At 64.2% G+C, this 17,986-nt stretch carries 15 protein-coding genes; 4 read left to right on the top strand and 11 right to left on the bottom strand.

Annotated features, from left to right (window positions below; all coding sequences use genetic code 11):
- The first annotated feature begins 130 nt into the window (after positions 1 to 130).
- The 4 genes from M728_RS16400 to M728_RS16385 all read left to right on the top strand — a co-directional run bounded on the left by M728_RS16400 (position 131) and on the right by M728_RS16385 (position 3,822).
- Complete coding sequence (locus tag M728_RS16400; protein ID WP_026622432.1) at positions 131 to 1,351, top strand: phosphopentomutase; 1,221 nt, start codon at positions 131 to 133, stop codon at positions 1,349 to 1,351.
- Positions 1,348 to 2,322, top strand: a complete 975-nt coding sequence (locus tag M728_RS16395) for an adenosine deaminase (protein ID WP_026622433.1) — start codon at positions 1,348 to 1,350, stop codon at positions 2,320 to 2,322. The genes M728_RS16400 and M728_RS16395 overlap by 4 nt, the downstream gene beginning before the upstream one ends.
- 214 nt (positions 2,323 to 2,536) lie before the next feature.
- The gene (gene upp, locus M728_RS16390; RefSeq protein ID WP_026616678.1) at positions 2,537 to 3,166 is read left to right on the top strand and encodes a uracil phosphoribosyltransferase; all 630 of its coding nucleotides are present in this window, start codon (positions 2,537 to 2,539) and stop codon (positions 3,164 to 3,166) included.
- 128 nt (positions 3,167 to 3,294) lie between these two features.
- Positions 3,295 to 3,822 (top strand): TIGR02281 family clan AA aspartic protease, encoded by a 528-nt coding sequence (locus M728_RS16385; RefSeq protein WP_026622434.1) that lies wholly within the window; start codon positions 3,295 to 3,297, stop codon positions 3,820 to 3,822.
- Here the strand turns inward: M728_RS16385 and deoA are convergent.
- The 11 genes from deoA to M728_RS16330 form a co-directional block, all read right to left on the bottom strand.
- On the bottom strand, positions 3,815 to 5,131 hold the full coding sequence (gene deoA / locus M728_RS16380) for a thymidine phosphorylase (RefSeq protein WP_026622435.1): 1,317 nt from the start codon (positions 5,129 to 5,131) through the stop codon (positions 3,815 to 3,817). The two genes, M728_RS16385 and deoA, sit on opposite strands and share 8 nt — an antisense overlap.
- 1 nt (position 5,132) lies before the next feature.
- Complete coding sequence (locus M728_RS16375) at positions 5,133 to 5,930, bottom strand: purine-nucleoside phosphorylase (protein WP_026622436.1); 798 nt, start codon at positions 5,928 to 5,930, stop codon at positions 5,133 to 5,135.
- Positions 5,927 to 6,322, bottom strand: coding sequence for a cytidine deaminase (locus M728_RS16370; protein WP_026622437.1), 396 nt, complete (start codon positions 6,320 to 6,322; stop codon positions 5,927 to 5,929). The genes M728_RS16375 and M728_RS16370 overlap by 4 nt, the downstream gene beginning before the upstream one ends.
- Before the next feature lie 3 nt (positions 6,323 to 6,325).
- Positions 6,326 to 7,297, bottom strand: coding sequence for an ABC transporter permease (locus M728_RS16365; RefSeq protein WP_026622438.1), 972 nt, complete (start codon positions 7,295 to 7,297; stop codon positions 6,326 to 6,328).
- 3 nt (positions 7,298 to 7,300) lie between these two features.
- Positions 7,301 to 8,434, bottom strand: a complete 1,134-nt coding sequence (locus M728_RS16360) for an ABC transporter permease (protein WP_026622439.1) — start codon at positions 8,432 to 8,434, stop codon at positions 7,301 to 7,303.
- Entirely contained in the window at positions 8,431 to 9,966 is a 1,536-nt protein-coding gene (locus M728_RS16355; protein WP_026622440.1) for an ABC transporter ATP-binding protein, read from the bottom strand. Before M728_RS16355 ends, M728_RS16360 begins: the two co-directional genes overlap by 4 nt.
- A gap of 250 nt (positions 9,967 to 10,216) precedes the next feature.
- Complete coding sequence (locus tag M728_RS16350; protein ID WP_026622441.1) at positions 10,217 to 12,490, bottom strand: heavy metal translocating P-type ATPase; 2,274 nt, start codon at positions 12,488 to 12,490, stop codon at positions 10,217 to 10,219.
- Between the two features lie 591 nt (positions 12,491 to 13,081).
- Entirely contained in the window at positions 13,082 to 14,383 is a 1,302-nt protein-coding gene (locus tag M728_RS16345; RefSeq protein ID WP_026622442.1) for a Gfo/Idh/MocA family protein, read from the bottom strand.
- Positions 14,384 to 14,547: 164 nt separating this feature from the next.
- Complete coding sequence (locus M728_RS16340; RefSeq protein ID WP_026622443.1) at positions 14,548 to 15,372, bottom strand: sugar phosphate isomerase/epimerase; 825 nt, start codon at positions 15,370 to 15,372, stop codon at positions 14,548 to 14,550.
- Positions 15,373 to 15,392: 20 nt separating this feature from the next.
- The gene (locus M728_RS16335) at positions 15,393 to 16,811 is read right to left on the bottom strand and encodes an enolase C-terminal domain-like protein (protein ID WP_026622444.1); all 1,419 of its coding nucleotides are present in this window, start codon (positions 16,809 to 16,811) and stop codon (positions 15,393 to 15,395) included.
- Between the two features lie 8 nt (positions 16,812 to 16,819).
- Positions 16,820 to 17,983: a dihydrodipicolinate synthase family protein gene (locus M728_RS16330; RefSeq protein WP_026622445.1), complete on the bottom strand. Its 1,164-nt coding sequence runs from the start codon at positions 17,981 to 17,983 to the stop codon at positions 16,820 to 16,822.
- Positions 17,984 to 17,986: the final 3 nt, after the last annotated feature.

Raw genomic sequence — 17,986 nt, 5'->3', positions numbered from 1 at the left:
ACATGCATTAATTGCAATGGACGAGGCGGCGCGGTATTTCTGCCGGATTGCGCGACCATCCTCCGCGCAAGCTCAACGGCACCGGCTCGCCGCTTCTGCAGTTCGCGCTCCGGTTCTTTCCAGGTGTTTCATGGCGCGTGCTTTTCTCTTCGTCCTCGATTCCTTCGGCATCGGCAACGCACCCGATGCGGAAGCCTTTGGCGATCTCGGCGCCGACACCCTCGGCCACATTGCAGAGTTCTGCGCGGCGGGGGCCGCCGATCGCGCCGGACTGCGCGAAGGGCCGCTCCATCTCCCCAACATGTCCGCGCTCGGTCTCGTGCATGCGGCGAAGCTCGCAACGGGCCGGGCGCCCGCGGGCATGGTACTGCCGGAGCGCGTCTACGGCATCTACGGCGCCGCGAGCGAAGTCTCCCGCGGCAAGGACACGCCGTCCGGCCATTGGGAGATCGCCGGCACGCCGGTCATGTTCGACTGGGGTTACTTTCCTCCGGAGGGCGATGCCTTTCCTCCGGAGCTCGTCGAGGCGATCTGCCGTGAGGGCAAGGTGCCCGGCATCCTCGGCAATTGCCACGCGTCCGGCACGGAAATCATCGCGCGCCACGGCGAGGAGCACATGCGGAGCGGTAAGCCGATCTGCTACACCTCGTCCGACTCGGTCTTCCAGATCGCCGCGCATGAAGAGACCTTCGGCCTCGAACGATTGCTCGAACTCTGTCAAACCGTTCGCCGGCTCGTCGACGACTACAATATCGGTCGCGTGATCGCCCGCCCCTTCATCGGCGACAATGCCGGCAATTTCGTCCGCACCGGCAATCGCCGCGATTATTCGGTGCTGCCGCCGGAGCCGACCATCCTCGACCGATTGAAGGAAGCGGGCCGCACGGTCCACGCGATCGGCAAGATCGGCGACATTTTCGCCCATCAGGGCGTGACGAAATTCACCAAGGCGAACGGCAATATGGCGCTCTTCGACGCGAGCCTTGCGGCGGTCGAGGAAGCAGAGGACGGTGATCTCGTCTTCACCAACTTCGTCGATTTCGACATGCTTTACGGTCATCGCCGCGACGTGCCCGGCTATGCCGCCGCGCTCGAAGCCTTCGACGCCCGCCTGCCCGATCTCGACCGTCGGCTCAAGCCCGGCGACATCGTGATCCTCACCGCCGACCATGGCTGCGATCCGACATGGCGTGGCACCGACCACACCCGCGAGCGCGTGCCGGTCTTGATGTTCGGCCCGACGCTCAGGAGCCGCCCCTTCGGCATTGCCGACAGCTTCGCGCATATCGGCGAGACCGTCGCCAGACATCTCGGCATCGCGCCGGGCCCACATGGGAGAAGCCTTATTTGACCGCACATCTGAAGAAAGCCGAACTGCATTGCCACATCGAAGGCGCCACGCCGCCGGAACTGGCGCTCAGGCAGGCGCGGAAATACGGCATCGACACCAGCTCGATTATCCGCGACATGACCTATGTCTGGGAGGATTTCACCAGCTTCGTCAGATGCTACGACGCCGTCGCCTCGCTGTTTCGCACCGAGGGCGATTATGCGCTGCTCGCCGAGACCTATCTGACGGAGCTCGCGGAAGCGGGCACGATCTATAGCGAGATCATCGTCTCGCCCGATCACGGCGAGACGATCGGGCTCGGGGCCGACGCCTATATCGAAGGCCTTGCCGCCGGCATGGAGGCGGCGAGAGCGAAGACCGGGATCGAATCCCGCATGCTGATCACCGGCATTCGCCATCTCGGACCGGAATCGGTGATCAGCACCGCGCAATATGCCGCCATGCGCCGCCACCCGCTCGTGACGGGCTTCAATCTCGCCGGTGAGGAGCGCATGCACAGCGTCGCGGAATTTTCTCGCGCCTTCGACATCGTCCGCGACGCCGGGCTGGGCTTGACCATCCACGCCGGTGAGCTTTCCGGCGCCTTCAGCGTGCGCGATGCGCTCGATCACGTCCGGCCGAGGCGCATCAGCCATGGTGTGAGGGCGATCGAAGACGCGGATCTGGTGAAGCGCCTTGCCGATGAGGGCATCGTGCTCGAAGTCTGCCCCGGCTCCAACATTTCGCTCACGGTATTCCCCGACTTCGCTTCGCACCCGCTGCGGCCGCTCTACGAGGCCGGCGTGCGCGTCACGCTCAATTCCGACGATCCGCCCTTCTTCCACACGTCACTCGCCCAGGAATACGAAATCGCCTTCCACGTGATGGGCTTTGAGGACGGCGACCTCAACCGGATGACGAAAACGGCGATCGAAGCCGCCTTTGTGGACGAGCCCACGAGAGAGAGATTGCTGGCAGCCTTGCATGTCTAGCCGGGACGGCGATTGCCCCTCACCCTAGTCCTCTCCGCCTGCGGGGGAACTTGGGAGCGTGCCTCGAGTCCCTTCTCCCCGTCAAAACGGGGAGAAGGTCGCGGCTGCGGGATGAGAGGCGCAATCCGCAACCAAGTGGACGAACACCCTTGCGGCCTCCCCTCTTTCCATGGAAAAGAGGGGGGATATGCCAATTTCGCGGGGAAGGTGAGCCATGGACGGCGTTACAGTGATCGATCATCCGCTGGTGCAGCACAAGCTGACCATCATGCGCAAGAAGGAGACGTCGACCGCAGGCTTCCGCCGGTTGCTGAAGGAAATCTCGACACTGCTTTGCTATGAGGTGACGCGCGATCTGGAACTGACGACCGAGCGGATCGAGACGCCTCTTCAGGAAACGGACGCGCCGGTGCTCGAAGGCAAGAAGCTTGTTTTCGCTTCGATTCTGCGCGCCGGCAACGGTCTGCTCGAAGGCATGCTCGAACTCGTTCCGTCGGCGCGCGTCTCGCATATCGGCGTCTATCGCGACCATGAGACGCTGCAGCCGGTCGAATATTATTTCAAGGCGCCGGAGAGCCTCAACGAGCGGCTCGTCATCGTCGTCGATCCGATGCTTGCGACCGGCAATTCCTCGATCGCGGCGATCGAGAAGCTCAAGGAGCGCGGCGCGAAGAACATCCGCTTCCTCTGCCTGCTCGCCGCCCCGGAAGGCATCCGCAATTTCAGGAACGCACATCCGGACGTGCCGATCTTCACCGCCGCGATCGATAGCCATTTGAACGAGAAAGGCTATATCATGCCCGGCCTCGGCGACGCGGGCGACCGCATGTATGGTACGAAGTAAGTTTTCGCTTTCTTAACCAGACTGACAAACAGCGGCAAAGCCGCCGGTTTTCCGGCGGCTTTTTGCATGGCGTTAGCGATGATCGGCTTAGACTAGATTCGTTTCCGTCTTGCCCGCCGGAGCCCCGAATGATCACACGCCTCCTCGCCTTCGCTGCTGGACTTGCCGCTCTCGCACTCTTTGTCCCCGAGCTTGCCTCGACCTATCTCGCTCGACAGAGCGAAAACGCAGCAGAGCGCTCGGCGGGCGCCGCGGAGCCGGCGGCGACGGCACGCTACGCGGGCAGCAAAGGTGTGGTGCTCGAAGGGGATCGCGCCGGCCACTTCTTCGGCACATTCCGGATCAATGGGCGATCGGAGCGGGGGCTCGTCGACACCGGCGCGAGCACGATCGCCATCAACGCGTCGGCGGCCCGGCGCTTCGGTATTGCCGTCGGCAGCCTCGCCTTCAATGCACGCGTGCAGACAGCCAACGGCATCGTCGAAGCTGCCCGTGTCAGTCTGGACCGCGTAGAGATCGGTAACATCTCGCTCAAGAACATCGATGCCATGGTTCTGCCCGACAAGGCGCTCTCGGGCATGCTCGTCGGCATGTCCTTCCTGAGCCGGCTATCGTCCTATCGCGTCGAGGACGACGCGCTCCATCTCGTCAGGTAATCCTGGATATGACGACGGGGCGCGGATCGGGTGCAACGTCCCCGATCGTGTAGAGGCCCGCAATCCTCTCCCGCATCGCTTCCGCCTGGCTCCGATCGGCAGCATGCACGAAGGCGATCGGCTCGCCTTTCTGCACCTTCGTTCCAAGCGGCAACAAATGGGAGAGACCGACTCGGTGGTCGATCCGGTCATCGGGACGGCTGCGCCCGCCGCCAAGTGCGATGACCGCCATTCCGATCTCGCGCGTCTCGCACGCCGTCAGGTAGCCCTCCCGCGCGGCCGGCACTGGTACGACGGCCGGCGCCTTTTCGAGGTATGCCTCGGAACGATCGACGAAATCGGCGGGTCCACCGAGCCGATGGACCATGAGGGCGAAACGCTCCATCGCCGCGCCGCTGTCCAAGACGTTGCGCGCCAAGGCTTCGGCCTCGACCTTGTGTGCCGCAGTGCCCGCTGCGACGAGCATCTCCGCCGCGAAAGCCATGACGACCTGATCGAGGCGAGTTCCCGCCTTCTCGCCGCGGAGATAAGCAAGGCAGTTCTCGATTTCGAGCGCGTTTCCGGCCGCGTCCGCCAGCGGTTCATTCATTTCGGTGATCAATGCGGACGTACTCACGCCCGCACCGTTTGCGACGTCGACGAGCGAGCGCGCCAGGATCTTGGCTTCGTCCGGATCCGTCACGAAGGAACCGTTGCCGAGCTTGACGTCGAGCACCAGCGACTGGAGACCGGCGGCGAGCTTCTTAGAGAGGATCGAGGCAGTGATCAACGGCACCGAATCGACCGTCGCCGTCACGTCGCGGATCGCATAGAGGCGCTTGTCGGCCGGAGCCAGATTGGCCGTCTGGCCGATGATGGCGCAGCCGACTTCGTCGACGACCTTGCGAAACAGCTCGGGCGATGGCTGGATATTGTAGCCGGGGATCGATTCCAGCTTGTCGAGCGTGCCGCCGGTATGGCCGAGCCCCCGGCCCGAGATCATCGGCACATTGGCACCGCAAGCGGCGACGATCGGCGCGAGCATAAGCGAGACATTGTCGCCCACGCCGCCCGTCGAGTGCTTGTCGACCACCGGGCGCCCGAACTCACTCCAGTCGAGCGTCTCGCCGGAATCGCGCATCGCCAGCGTCAGCGCCACGCATTCGTCGCGATTCATGCCGGAGAACCACACCGCCATGGCGAAGGCGGCGGCCTGCCCTTCCGAGATCGAACCGTCGGTCACGCCCTCGATAAAGCCGACGATTTGCGCCGGATCGAGCTCCCCGCCATCCCTCTTCTTCCGGATCACTTCCTGAGGAAGCATGGCCATGTCAGCCTCCGCTCGCGATCATCTCTTTCAGAATCGCTGCGAGGCGCTGACCGCCGAGCGGCGCCATCTGCTTCGTCTCCTCATGACTGAGCTCCGCTCCGGTCATGCCGGCGGCGAAATTGGTGATGACGGAGGCTGCCGCCACCTTGAGCCCGAAGAACCTTGCGAGGATCACCTCGGGAACCGTCGACATGCCGACCGCATCGGCACCGAGAATGCGCGCCATGCGGATTTCCGCCGGCGTTTCGAAGCTCGGGCCGGAAAACCACATATAGACGCCGCGCGCGAGCGGGATGCCGAGGCGCTCGGCGGCCTCCTCCATCCCTATGGAAAGCGCCGCATCATAGGCGTTCGTCATGCCGACGAAGCGCTCGTCGCTTTCGACGCCGATCAGCGGATTGGCACTGGCAAAGGCGATGTGATCGGCGATGCGCATCACGGAGCCCGGCGGCATGTCCTCGCGCAGCGAGCCGGCCGAATTGGTGAGAATCAGGTTTTCGACGCCGATCCGCTTCAGCGTCTCGATCGGCACGCGCATCGCATTGGCATCGCCGCGCTCGTAAAAATGGGCGCGGCCGGAGAGCACGGCGACGGGAACATCGCCGAGCCTGCCCGCGACGAGTTCGCCGGCGTGGCCGGAAACGCTGCTCACCGGAAAGCCGGGGATCTGCCCGTAGGGAATGCGGACCGGGTCCGCCACCGCCTCGACGAGCGAGCCGAGCCCGGAGCCGAGCACGATGCCGTAGCGCGGCGAAAGCGCGCCGAGTTTGCCTTTGAGGAATTCCGCCGCCGCCGTCATCCGAGGATCTCGGTCTCGAAGCTGTGCGGCAATAGGTCGGAGAGCGCGAGCGTCTTCTTGATCCCCGTCTCGTCGCAGAGATAGATGCGGGTGCTCGCGCCGGAAAATTCCGCCAAGCGCTGACGGCAGCCACCGCAGGGCGGGCAGAGCGCGAGCTTCTCGGCGACGACGGCCACTTCCATGATCTTGCGCTGACCGGCCATCACCATGTGGCTGATCGCCGTCGTTTCGGCGCACCAGCCTTCGGGAAAGGACAGGTTCTCGATGTTGGCGCCCGTATAGACCTTGCCGTCTTCGGCACGGATGGCGGCACCCACCGGAAACTTGGAATAGGGCGCATGCGCCTTTGCCATGGCTTCACGCGCCGCGACGAAGAGCTCGTCCTTGGACATTGTCTAGCGCTCCTTCACATAAGGTACGCCGCCCGCCTTGGGCGGTATGGCCTTGCCGATGAAGCCGGCAAGCAGGATCACCGTGAGGATGTAGGGCAGCGCCTGCATCAATTGCACCGGGACCTGGCCGACGACCGGCAGCGGCGTGCCCTGCAGGCGGATCGACAGCGCATCGAGGAAGCCGAAGAGCAGGCAGGCGAACATGACGTTGGCCGGCCGCCACTTGGCGAAGATCAAGGCCGCGAGCGCGATATAGCCCTTGCCGGCGGTCATGCCCTTGACGAAGCCGGCCGTCATCGCCAGCGACAAGTAGGCACCGGCAAAACCGCAGAGAATGCCGCAGCAGATGACCGCACGGTAGCGCAGCCAGATCACCGAGATGCCGGCGGTGTCAACGGCACCCGGGTTCTCGCCGACGGCCCTGAGCCGGAGCCCGAAGCGGGTGCGATAAAGAATCCACCAACTGATCGGCACCATCGCGAAGGCCAGATAGGTAAGCAGAAAATGCCCGGACAGGAGGTCCGCATAGATCGGACCGAGCAGCGGCACCTCCCTGATCATATCCGCATCCGGGAAGTTGATCGTCTGGAACCTGGCGCCTTCGGCGAGCGCCGGTGTGCGTCCGCCCTGGCGGAACCAGGCCTCGCCGAGGATCACGGTGGAGCCGGCGACGATGAAGTTGATCGCGACACCCGAGACGATCTGGTTGCCGCGCTGGGTGATCGAGGCATAGCCGTGGACCAGCGACAGGAGCACGGATATCAACACCGCTGCGAGCAGGCCGACCCAGACCGACTGGGTGACGGCGGCCGCGGCACCGGCCGCAAAGGCCGCACCGAGCATCTTGCCCTCGAGGCCGATGTCGAAGACGCCGGCGCGCTCGGTGAAGAGGCCGGCGAGCGCCGCGAAGACGAGCGGCACCGAGACGCGGATCGTCGATTCCAGGAGCACGACGAGAACGTGGAAGAAATCCATGGCTCAGGCTCCCTTGGTCTGCACGACGGCGGCCGCGCGCTGGCCGCGCATTGCAAAGGCGCGCGTGATGGCGGGGCGGAACATGTTCTCGAGCGCACCGGCAAAGAGGATGACGAGACCCTGAATGATGACGATCATGTCGCGCGAGATCGACGGCATCTCGAAGGCGATTTCCGCGCCACCCTGATAGAGCACTCCGAAGAGGATGGCGGCCGGGATGATGCCGCCCGGATGCGAGCGGCCCATCAGCGCCACCGCAATGCCGACGAAGCCGGCGCCCTGGACGAAATCGAGCTGCATGCGGAACTGCTCGCCCATGATCGGATTCAAGGCCATCATGCCGGCAAGGCCGCCGGAGATCATCATGGTAATGACGGTGATGCGGCTTTCGCGAATGCCGGCGTAGCGTGCGGCCGAGGGGCTGTGCCCCATGGTGCGCATCTCGTAGCCGAGCCTGGTGCGCCAGATCAACACCCAGACGCCGAAGGCCGCCGCCAGCGCCAGCAAGAAGGAGATGTTGAAGGGTGCCGTTCCGACATCGAGGCCGAAAGCCGAGAGCAGCCAGTCGAGCTTCGGCAATTGCCCGCCTTCGGCGAAGGTCCGCGTCTGCGGCGCCATCGACCCGAGCGGCTTCAGGACGCGCGTCAAGAGATAGACCATCAGGCTCGACGCGATGAAGTTGAACATGATGGTGGTGATGACGATGTGGCTGCCGCGCTTGGCCTGCAGCCAGCCGGGCAGGAATGCCCAGAGCGCGCCGAAGAACACCGAGCCGAGGATGGCGAGCGGGAAGACCACATACCAAGGCATCGTCTGATCGAGCCACAGACAGGCAAGCGCCACGCCGATGCCGCCGACATAGGCCTGTCCTTCACCGCCGATATTGAAGAGCCCGGCGTGGAAGGCGACCGCCACGGCGAGCCCGGTGAAGATGAAGGTCGTGGCGTAATAGAGCGTGAAGCCGATATATTCGCCCCGGCCGAAGGCGCCATTGATCAGGTGATAGGCCGCCTCCAGTGGATTTTCGCCGACCAGCAGAACGACGAGACCGGCGACGAGGAAAGCAACGGCGAGATTGATCAGCGGGATGAGGCCATATTCGACCCATCCCGGGAGTTTCGCATAAGGGGTGCTCATTCTGCGGCCTCCTTGCGGCCTTCGACGCCGGCCATCAGGAGGCCGAGCTCACCTTCCGTCGCGTCCGGACTGCGCTCGCCGACGACGCGGCCCGCAAACATCACGAGGATGCGGTCGGAAAGGGAGCGGATCTCGTCGAGCTCGACGGAGACGAGCAGCACGGCCTTGCCTTGGTCGCGCATCTCGATAATCCGCTTGTGGATGAATTCGATCGCGCCGACGTCGACGCCACGGGTCGGCTGACCAATGATCAGCACGTCCGGATCGCGCTCCATCTCGCGGGCAAGGACGATCTTCTGCTGGTTGCCGCCGGAGAAATTGGCGGTTTTCAGCCGCGCATTCGGGGGGCGGATGTCGTATTTGGCGATCTTTTCCTCGGCATCCTTGCGGATCGCATCGATGTTCAGGAAGACGCCGTTGAGGTACCGTGGATCATGGTGGTAGCCGAGAATGGCGTTCTCGCTTTCCTCGAATTTGAGGACGAGGCCGACATGATGCCGGTCTTCCGGTACGTGCGCCAGGCCGCGAGCCCTGAGTTCGGCCGGATCCCTATGACCCGTCACATCGACGGACTTGCCGTTCAGAAACACCGTTCCTGCGGTTGCCTTGCGGATGCCGGCGATCGCCTCGAGCAGTTCCGACTGGCCGTTGCCGGCGACACCGGCAATGCCGACGATCTCGCCGGCGCGAACCTCGAAGGAGACGTCGTCGACCATCGTGACGCCGCGGCTGTCCTTGACGGTGAGGCCTTGGACCGCGAGCTTTAGGTCCCCAGGGCTCGCTTCGCCCTTCTCGACGCGAAGCAGCACGCGGCGGCCGACCATGAGCTCGGCCAATTCTTCGACCGAGGTCTCACGCGTGTTTCGCGTGGCGACCATCTCGCCGCGGCGCATCACCGAAACTTCGTCGGTGATCGCCATGATCTCCCGCAGCTTGTGGGTGATGAAAATGATCGTCTTACCCTGCGCCTTGAGCTGGCCGAGAATGCGGAAGAGGTGGTCCGCCTCGGCCGGCGTCAGTACGCCTGTCGGCTCGTCGAGGATCAGGATATCGGCCTTGCGATAAAGCGCTTTCAAGATCTCCACGCGCTGCTGGAGACCGACCGGCAGTTCCTCTATCAGGGCGTCGGGATTGACTTCCAGCGCATATTCCTTCTCGAGCCGCTTCAGTTCCGTCCGAGCCTTGGCGATGCCCTTGTTGAGGACCTGGCTGTCCTCGGCGCCGAGCATGACGTTTTCGAGCACGGTGAAATTTTCCACGAGCATGAAGTGCTGATGCACCATGCCGATGCCGACGGAGATCGCCGTATTCGGATCGCGAATGGCAACCGGCTTGCCGTCGACCAGGATCTCGCCGCTATCGGCCTGATAGAAGCCGTAGAGGATCGACATCAGCGTCGACTTGCCCGCGCCGTTTTCGCCGATGATGCCGTGGATCGTGCCCTTGCGAACCTTCAGATTGATGTTCTTATTGGCGTGGACTAGGCCGAAGCTCTTGTCGATTCCACGCAATTCGATGGCAATATCGTCCATATTGGCTTGCGATCCCCTTGCCGCCCGCTTCGGCCCCTTCCCAAACCGTGCCGGCATTTTTTACCATTTGGTATAAGTTTATCATCGATTTTTGGGCACGAAAGCCCTCAATCGCGATCTCCTTATACTCTCACCGCATCACTGGTGAGAGTCCAGCGCGAATATACACAGGGAGATTGTGCGTGAAGGAGCACGGGGAATGGAGTTGCGCTCGCGTTTCTCGGCCTTCCTGCCGGCATCCATCGGCCGTTTACTTCTCGGGCGGACGCAACAGCCTTAGCGCGTTCATCGTCACGAGCACGGTGGCGCCGGTGTCGGCGAGGATGGCCGGCCAGAGGCCGGTGACGCCGGCGATGGTCGTCACGAGAAACACGGCCTTGAGCCCGAGCGCGGCCGTTATGTTCTGATAGATGTTGCGCAACGTTGCCCGCGACAGCTTGATCATCGCCTCGATGTCGGCGACGCGCGCGTGGAGGCTTGCCGCATCGGCCGCTTCAAGCGCGACATCCGTTCCGCTCCCGATAGCGATGCCGACATCCGCTGCCGCCAGTGCCGGCGCATCGTTGATGCCGTCGCCGACCTTCGCAACGGCAAAGCCTTCGGCCTTGAGTTCGCCGATGATGCGCTGCTTGTCCTCGGGCAGGAGTTCGGCGCGCACCTCGATGCCGCCGAGCCGGTCGGCGATGGCGCCGGCGGTGCGCCGGTTGTCGCCGGTCAGCATCACGACACGGAGCCCCGCGTCTGTCAGCGCCTTCACGCCCTTGACGGCATCGGCGCGCGGCTCGTCGCGCATGGCGAGCGCCCCGGCGACGCTGCCGTTCGCGAGAAGCACCGACACGGTTTTGCCCTCGCCTTGCAGGGCCTCGATCCGCGCCTGCTGCTCCTCGGTGAGCGGCGCGCGCGCGCCGGCCGCCTGAGGCGAGCCGAGGAAAAGCGCCGTGTTGCCCACCGAACCGGACATGCCCCTGCCGCCGAGCGCCTTTGCGCCTTCCGCGGCAGGCAGCGTCAAGCCGTCGGATTCGGCACGCGCGAGGATCGCCTGCGCCAGCGGATGGCTGGAGCCCCGCTCGAGCGCGGTGGCGTGAGCGATGACCTCGGATTCCGGCCTGTCGAAGCCGATGACGTCGGTAAGCTTCGGCTTGCCTTCGGTCAGCGTGCCGGTCTTGTCGAAGGCGACGGCCGTGACCTTGCCGATCGCCTCGAGCACGGCGCCGCCCTTGATCAACAGGCCGCGGCGCGCCCCGGCCGACAGGCTCGCGGCGATTGCCGCCGGCGTGGAAATGACGAGCGCGCAGGGGCAGCCGATCAAGAGCAGCGCAAGCCCCTTGTAGATCCAGTCCTGCCAGACACCGCCGAAGAAGAGCGGCGGGACGACCGCAACCAGCACCGCGACGAGCACGACGGCCGGCGTGTAGTAGCGCGAGAAGCGGTCGATGAAACGCTCGGTCGGCGCCTTCATCTCCTGCGCCTCTTCGACCAGCTTGATCACGCGGGCGATTGTGTTGTCGGCCACGGCGGCAGTAACGCGCACGCGAAGCGCGCCCTCGCCATTGACCGTGCCGGCGAAGACGCCATCGCCCTCTTCCTTCAGGACGGGCGTGCTCTCTCCGGTGACCGGCGCTTCGTCGACGCTGCTGTCACCGGCGACGACTATGCCATCGGCCGGAAGCCGGTCGCCCGGCCGAACGAGGATGACGGCGCCGACGGGCAGGCTTTCCGCCGGGACTTCGACCATCTTTCCATCCATTTCGATGAGCGCCGATTTCGGCACGAGGGCCGTCAGCGCCTGAATGCTCGCGCGCGCCTTGCCGGCGGCGACCCCTTCAAGCAATTCGCCGATCAGGAAGAGAAAGACGACCATCGCCGCTTCTTCGCCGGCGCCGATGACGACGGCACCGGCGGCGGCAACGGTCATCAGCGTCTCTATCGAAAACGGCGTGCCGGAACGCGCCGCCATGACCGCCCGCTTCGCGATCGGCAGCAGGCCGACGAGCATGGCGAGCGTGAAGATCCAGGGCTCGGTCGCAGGCACGAGTTTGCCGATGCCGTAGGCGGCGGCAAGAGCGGTGCCGCAGACGACCGTGAGTTTGCCCTTTGTCGTCTGCCACCACGGTACGGGTCCGTAAGGGGCCTGCAAGGGGGAAATGCCGCCCGCGTTTGCAGAAGACCCGGAAAGCCCGGACCCACCGTCATGCGAATGCGCATGACCGTGCCCATGGCTATGCAGGGCGTGGTTGCCGTGATCGTGGCCGCAGCAAGCATGATCGCCTAGCTGAACCGGATTCGTCTCTGGCGCGACTGGGAGCGGAGCCAGCCTATAGCCGAGTCCGCCGACCTTCTTAACGATCGCCGGACCGACATCGCCGCCGTCCGCATGCCGTACCATCAGCGTTCCGGCAGTCACCGAGACCGTGACGTCTACCACGCCGGCGACACGCCTGACGGCGGTATCGATCTTCGCCGCGCAGGACGCGCAATCCATGCCGTCGACGCGAAATCTGGCTTCCCGAATGCTGCTTGCCATGCCTTGCTCCTTCAGACTTCGGGAGCAGGCTACGTCCTCTAGCGACTAGAGGTTCAAGGTCAAAAATGCGCGCTTTGGATCATGCGTTGTGGGCGGCACACCTCACATCGTTTTCCTGATCCGCGTTCGCTGCTACTATTCATTGCGACTGTTGCACAGTATGCTGTCGCAAGTTGCAGTTCATGGAATAAGAACATGGAACACGTCGATACTTGGAGCGAATACGCCTTCATCATTTCTATCTATGCGTTGTTTCTGGCCGCGTTGCTGCTCGCGATTTGGAAAGCAGTCACACGGCGTTTCTCCCCCTACTGGACCACAGTTATATCGTTGCTCGTCCTAGGCCCGCCGCCTTGCTAAGTCCATTTTACGCGGAAATCCCGGTGCGCTATTGGGATGGGGTGGTTAATGTAGGAAAATTCGTGCTGCTCGCCGGCACGCTCGGGCTCATCGTCGGCTGTGTCGCAGACGCCATTCGCACCCGCACGAGCCTCTAAGCACTGCGCATGATCCCAGTCGTATAGCTTGCCTGCAAGATCGAGCGCTCTCGCCCCGGTGAAGCTTGCCGGAGGCCAGATGTGCGCTCCACCGTCAGCGACGCGCGGCGGCCGATTGTACGGCAACCTCACGAACCGGCTGCGCTTCATCCTCGAACAATTCGGGCATCAGGTCGGCGAGGCGCACGAGCCTGCCCGTGCGCGAACTTTCAAGTGCCGCGATGCCACAGAGGACGGACATGGCGCCGGCGCGGGCGCCCGCCCGCTGTCCGAGCGGGTCGCTTGCGCCGGGTTTAAAGAGCATGTTCCGCAACCTATCGTCGCCGCCATAGTGCCCGCCCGGGAAATGCGGCACCGTGATGCGCTCCATCGCCGGCGTGCCCGCGGGGAAATTGCGGACGAGCAGGATAACATCCTCCGGCGGCGTCTCCCACGGCTGGTCCTCGTACTGGCGCAGCTCGATCCGGCCCTTCGTGCCGTTGAAGGCGATGTGGTGGCCCTCGATCGGCTGGAAGGTGTTGAGCGAGTAAGAGACGTGAACGTCGTTGCGGTAGCGGATATTCGCGACCATCGTGTCGGGGATATCGATGTCCTCGCGGAAGACGCAGCCGTCGCGGAAATAGCCGTCGATTTCGGAGGGTTCCTCGTAAAGCGCGTCGAGGAACGGATCGGCTTCGAGGTCGAGATAGAAGTCGCACTCGCCCTTGTGGCGACAGAGCTTGCAGCGGGGCCCACGGAACGGGCCCTTGCGGCCGTACATCTGCAGGTCGGCAAAGGCGGTGACCGCGTCCGGATCGCTGTCGAGATACCAGTTCAGGAGATCGAAATGGTGCGTCGCCTTGTGGACGAAGAGGCTGCCCGAGCGCTCCGTATAGGCGTGCCAGCGGCGGAAATAGTCGGCTCCATGCCTTGTATCGAGATACCAATGGAAGTCGACCGAGGTGACGCGGCCGATCTCGCCGGCGGCGAGCAGTTCCTTGATGCGCGCCGCCGTTGGCGCGAAGCGGTAATTGAAGGAGACGTCCACCCGGCGGCCCGTCCGCTTCTCGGCATCAAGGATGCGGCGGATCTTCTCGACGGTCGTCGACATCGGCTTTTCGGTGATGACATCGGCGCCGGATTCGAGCGCCTTGACGACAATGTCGTCATGCGTGTCGTCCGGGGTGCAGACGATGACGAGATCCGGGCGCGCCTCGGCAAGCATCGTGTCGACATTGCCGTAGATCGGCGCATTGGTGGCGATCATCGTGCGGGCCCGCTCGGCCCTCAGCGAATTCGTATCGGCAATGGCGACGAGATCGACATGGCCGCGCCAGCCGGCGAGAAGGTCCTTGCCCCACATGGTGGTTCCGCGATTGCCGATGCCGACCAGCGCAAAGCGACGCTTGTTGTCCATGATTTCCTCACGCAATCCTGTCTGGGGTGAAGCCGCGCGACCGGCGGTAACGATACTGACATGTAAATTTATAATACATGTTACCGATCAGATTTCACCAAAGTCAAGGCGACCGTCGGCAATCTGGCGAACCGACTTGTAAGGAACATAGCCGAGCACCCTTCTCAACAGCAGCTTCGATAACGCTCTACACAGGTGGCGATCACCTCTTCGGCCGGACGCTTCCACCAGTTCTCGGCCGAAAAGATCTCCACCTCCTGCGGTCCATGGAAACCGGCCGCTTCGATCCGGCGCCGGATGCCTTTGAGGTCGATGACGCCGTCGCCCATCATGCCGCGGTCCGTGAGCATATCCCTGGTCGGGACCAGCCAATCGCAGATGTGGTGGGCAAGGATCGCCTCCATTCTGCCTGCGCGCGCGATCTGATTGGCGAGGTCCGGATCCCACCAGACATGATAGACGTCGATCGCGACACCGACGCCTCGGCCGAGCATTTCGCAGATGTCAAGCGCCTGGCCGAGCGTGTTCACGCAGGCACGATCCGCGGCGTACATCGGGTGCAGCGGCTCGATCGCGAGCGGCACTTGCGCCGCGCGGGCATGCGGCAGGACCGCGGCAATGCCCTCCTCGACCATGCGCCGGGCCGCATCGATATTCTTCGACCCACCGGGCAAGCCGCCGACGACGAGCACGAGACAATCCGCACCGAGCTCCGCCGCCTCGTCGATGGCGCGTCTGTTGTCGTCAAGGGTCTTTTCCCGCCCGGCCGCGTCGCCGGCCGGAAAGAAGCCGCCGCGGCAAAGCCCGGTGAGCTTGAGCCCGTTGGCCTTGACGATGCGGGCCGCCTCCTCGAGGCCGATCGCGGCCACCTGGTCGCGCCAGGGAGCGATCGCCGTGATCCCGTGCTTGAGGCAGATATCCACGGCCTCGACGAAGCCGCACTGCTCGCGGATCGTCGCAAGATTGATCGAAAGGCCCTCGACCTGCATTGGATTCCCTCCCCCATTTCTCATGAGCGCAACACAGCCGCCCAGTCCGGCTCGACCGCGGAGCCGAGACCGACCGCCTTCAACACGGACGCAAAGCTGATCTCGCCCTTTTTGATCGCGAGTCGCACGCGGCCATTCCCGCTCTCGTAAAGATCGCCATGGGCGGCGAGATAGGCGGCCTGTTCGCTCGCCGGAGCGCCGGCCATGCCGTCGACATAGTGATGGCCGTTGCGCTCGATGTGCCCGGCGCCGACGAGGGCGGCAAGGACAAGGTCTTGCTGCAGGCCGATGCCGCCCTGGGTCGTCAGGTCCTCGGCCGAGATGAAATGGCGGGAAGAGCCGATCGCGCTATTCCACTTCTCGACCCGGGCGCGATTGAGCAGCGACCGATAGAAGCCCTTACAGGACTTCGACGAAATGCCCGCATAGCCGAGCTCCCGGGCGCGCAGGAACGCTCCGACATCGCCGTCGGACTCGTCTATCTCCAACGGTATTCGTTCGCTTACGGCGGCGACCGATCGCGACAGCGCCTCGGCCCGCGCTATCGGCTGTTCGAAGAAGAGAAGCGAGTGGCGGAGCCTTGCGAGACGCGGCTCTCTCTGCACACGTTCGAGGAGCTCAACCGCGGCGTCGGCACTTTCGAACTGCTCGTTGCCGTCGAGCGTCGTCCGGTAGTCGCCGACGGCACGGTCGAGTACCGCCGTGATGGCGAGCAAACGTTCCACATCCTGTTCGGGACGGCCGGACACCTTGATCTTGAAATAGCGGTGACCATAGGCGGCGATCACCTCTTCCAACGTCTGCGGCAGGCCGTCGTCCAGTCGCTGCGCCGGCTCGATATCGGCTGCCGAAAGCGCGTCGGCGAGACCGATCGTATGCCGTACCGCAAGGCGCGGCGAAGGCTCCATCCGCGAGAGAAAACCCGGCAGATCGAAGCCCGCCAGATCGGGCGCGGTTGCGTCGGTGATGCCGAGGAGATTGTGCTTGACGGCCGCGGCAGCACTCGTTGCCTCGAGCCTGCACAGCGCGTCGATGATGGCGCGGTCGACGAGCGCCAGGCCATAGGATGCGACCAGCGCAGGAAGGCCTACGTTCGCCGCCATCCGGTGATGATCGGCCTCGGCGGCGGCGTGAAGGCCGAAGGCGGTATTCGCGGACTGGGATTTGAGCCCTTCGATCGCCAGACGCAGCGACGTGAGAAGCTGCCCGACATTGTCGTCCGGCGAAAGCGTCGGGCTCTTGTCGAACCATTTCGGCATCATCATCTCGGCCGCCCAGCCGGCGGCAGAGCGCCCGGACTGGTCGACAATCCGAACCCGAACGAAGGCCTGTGGAGCGCGCTCGACACGCGCCGCCCCGAAACGGAAGGGGAAGCGGAAATCGACCGGACGCTCAAATATCTCCGCTTCGATGAGCCTGACACGCGGCGCTTCGCTCATGCCGCGCCTCACGCAACACCGTGCACGGCGAGTACGCGCTGCATCCGCGCAACCGCGAGATCCGGATCGGCGAGAGCGCCGGCTTTGTCCGCCAGACGGAAGAGCTCGGCGAGATGGACGAGCGAGCGGGCGCTCTGCTGGCCGCCGATCATGATGAAATGATCCTGTAGGCCGTTCAGATAAGCGAGGAAGACGACGCCGGTCTTATAGAAACGCGTCGGCGCCTTGAAGATATGGCGCGACAAGGGCACCGTCGGTTCGAGCAGCTCGAAGAATTCGCCGTTCCGCCCCTCGCCGAGCGCCTCGAGCGCCGCAGAGGCGACCGGCGCAATCGCATCGAAAATGCCGAGCAGCGCGTCCGAATATCCTTCGGCATCACCGGCAATGAGCTCGGCGTAGTTGAAGTCGTCGCCCGTAAACATGCGCACGCCTTTCGGCAATTGCCGCCGCATCAGGATCTCCTTCTCCTTGGAAAGGAGCGAGATCTTGATGCCGTCGACCTTCTCGGCATGCGCCTCGATCACCGAAAGGCAGGTCTTCATCGCCTCCATGTGGTCGGCATTGCCCCAATAGCCTTCGAGCGCCGGATCGAACATCTCGCCGAGCCAGTGGATGATCACCGGCTCTTTCACCTGCGAGAGAACGCGGTCGTAGACGCGGATATAATCCTCGGGCCCCCTTGCCGCGGCGGCGAGCGCCCGGCTCGCCATCAGAATGATGCGGCCTCCTTCGGCTTCGATCGCCTCCATCTGGCTCTCATAGGCCTTGAGGATATCGTCGATCGACACGTCCGGCCCGGGCGCCAGATGATCGGTGCCGGCGCCGCAGGCGATCAGCGCCCCCGATCGGCCGCGCGCTTCGGCAAGCGAGCGGCGGATCAGCTCACGCGCCTCGAGCCAGCCGAGCCCCATGCCGCGCTGCGCCGTATCCATCGATTCGGCGACGCCAAGCCCGAGATCCCAGAGGCGATGGCGGAAGGCAAGCGTGCGCTCCCAATCGATCGCCGGCGTCAGCCACGGATCGTTATCTGCCAGCGGATCGGCGACGACGTGGGCCGCCGCGAAGGCGACCCGCGGAAATGCCGCCGAATCACGTTGCTTGAGCGGAACCGGCCGGCCCTTGAGTTCGTAGCGAACGAGCCTGCCGTCGAGGGGAAGAGAGACGCTGACCATGGC

The organism is Ensifer sp. WSM1721 (assembly GCF_000513895.2).
In the GTDB taxonomy this organism is placed as follows: Bacteria; Pseudomonadota; Alphaproteobacteria; order Rhizobiales; family Rhizobiaceae; genus Sinorhizobium.
The sequence above is the reverse complement of the archived record's forward strand: the minus strand, read 5'-3'. Positions and strand labels throughout refer to the sequence as shown.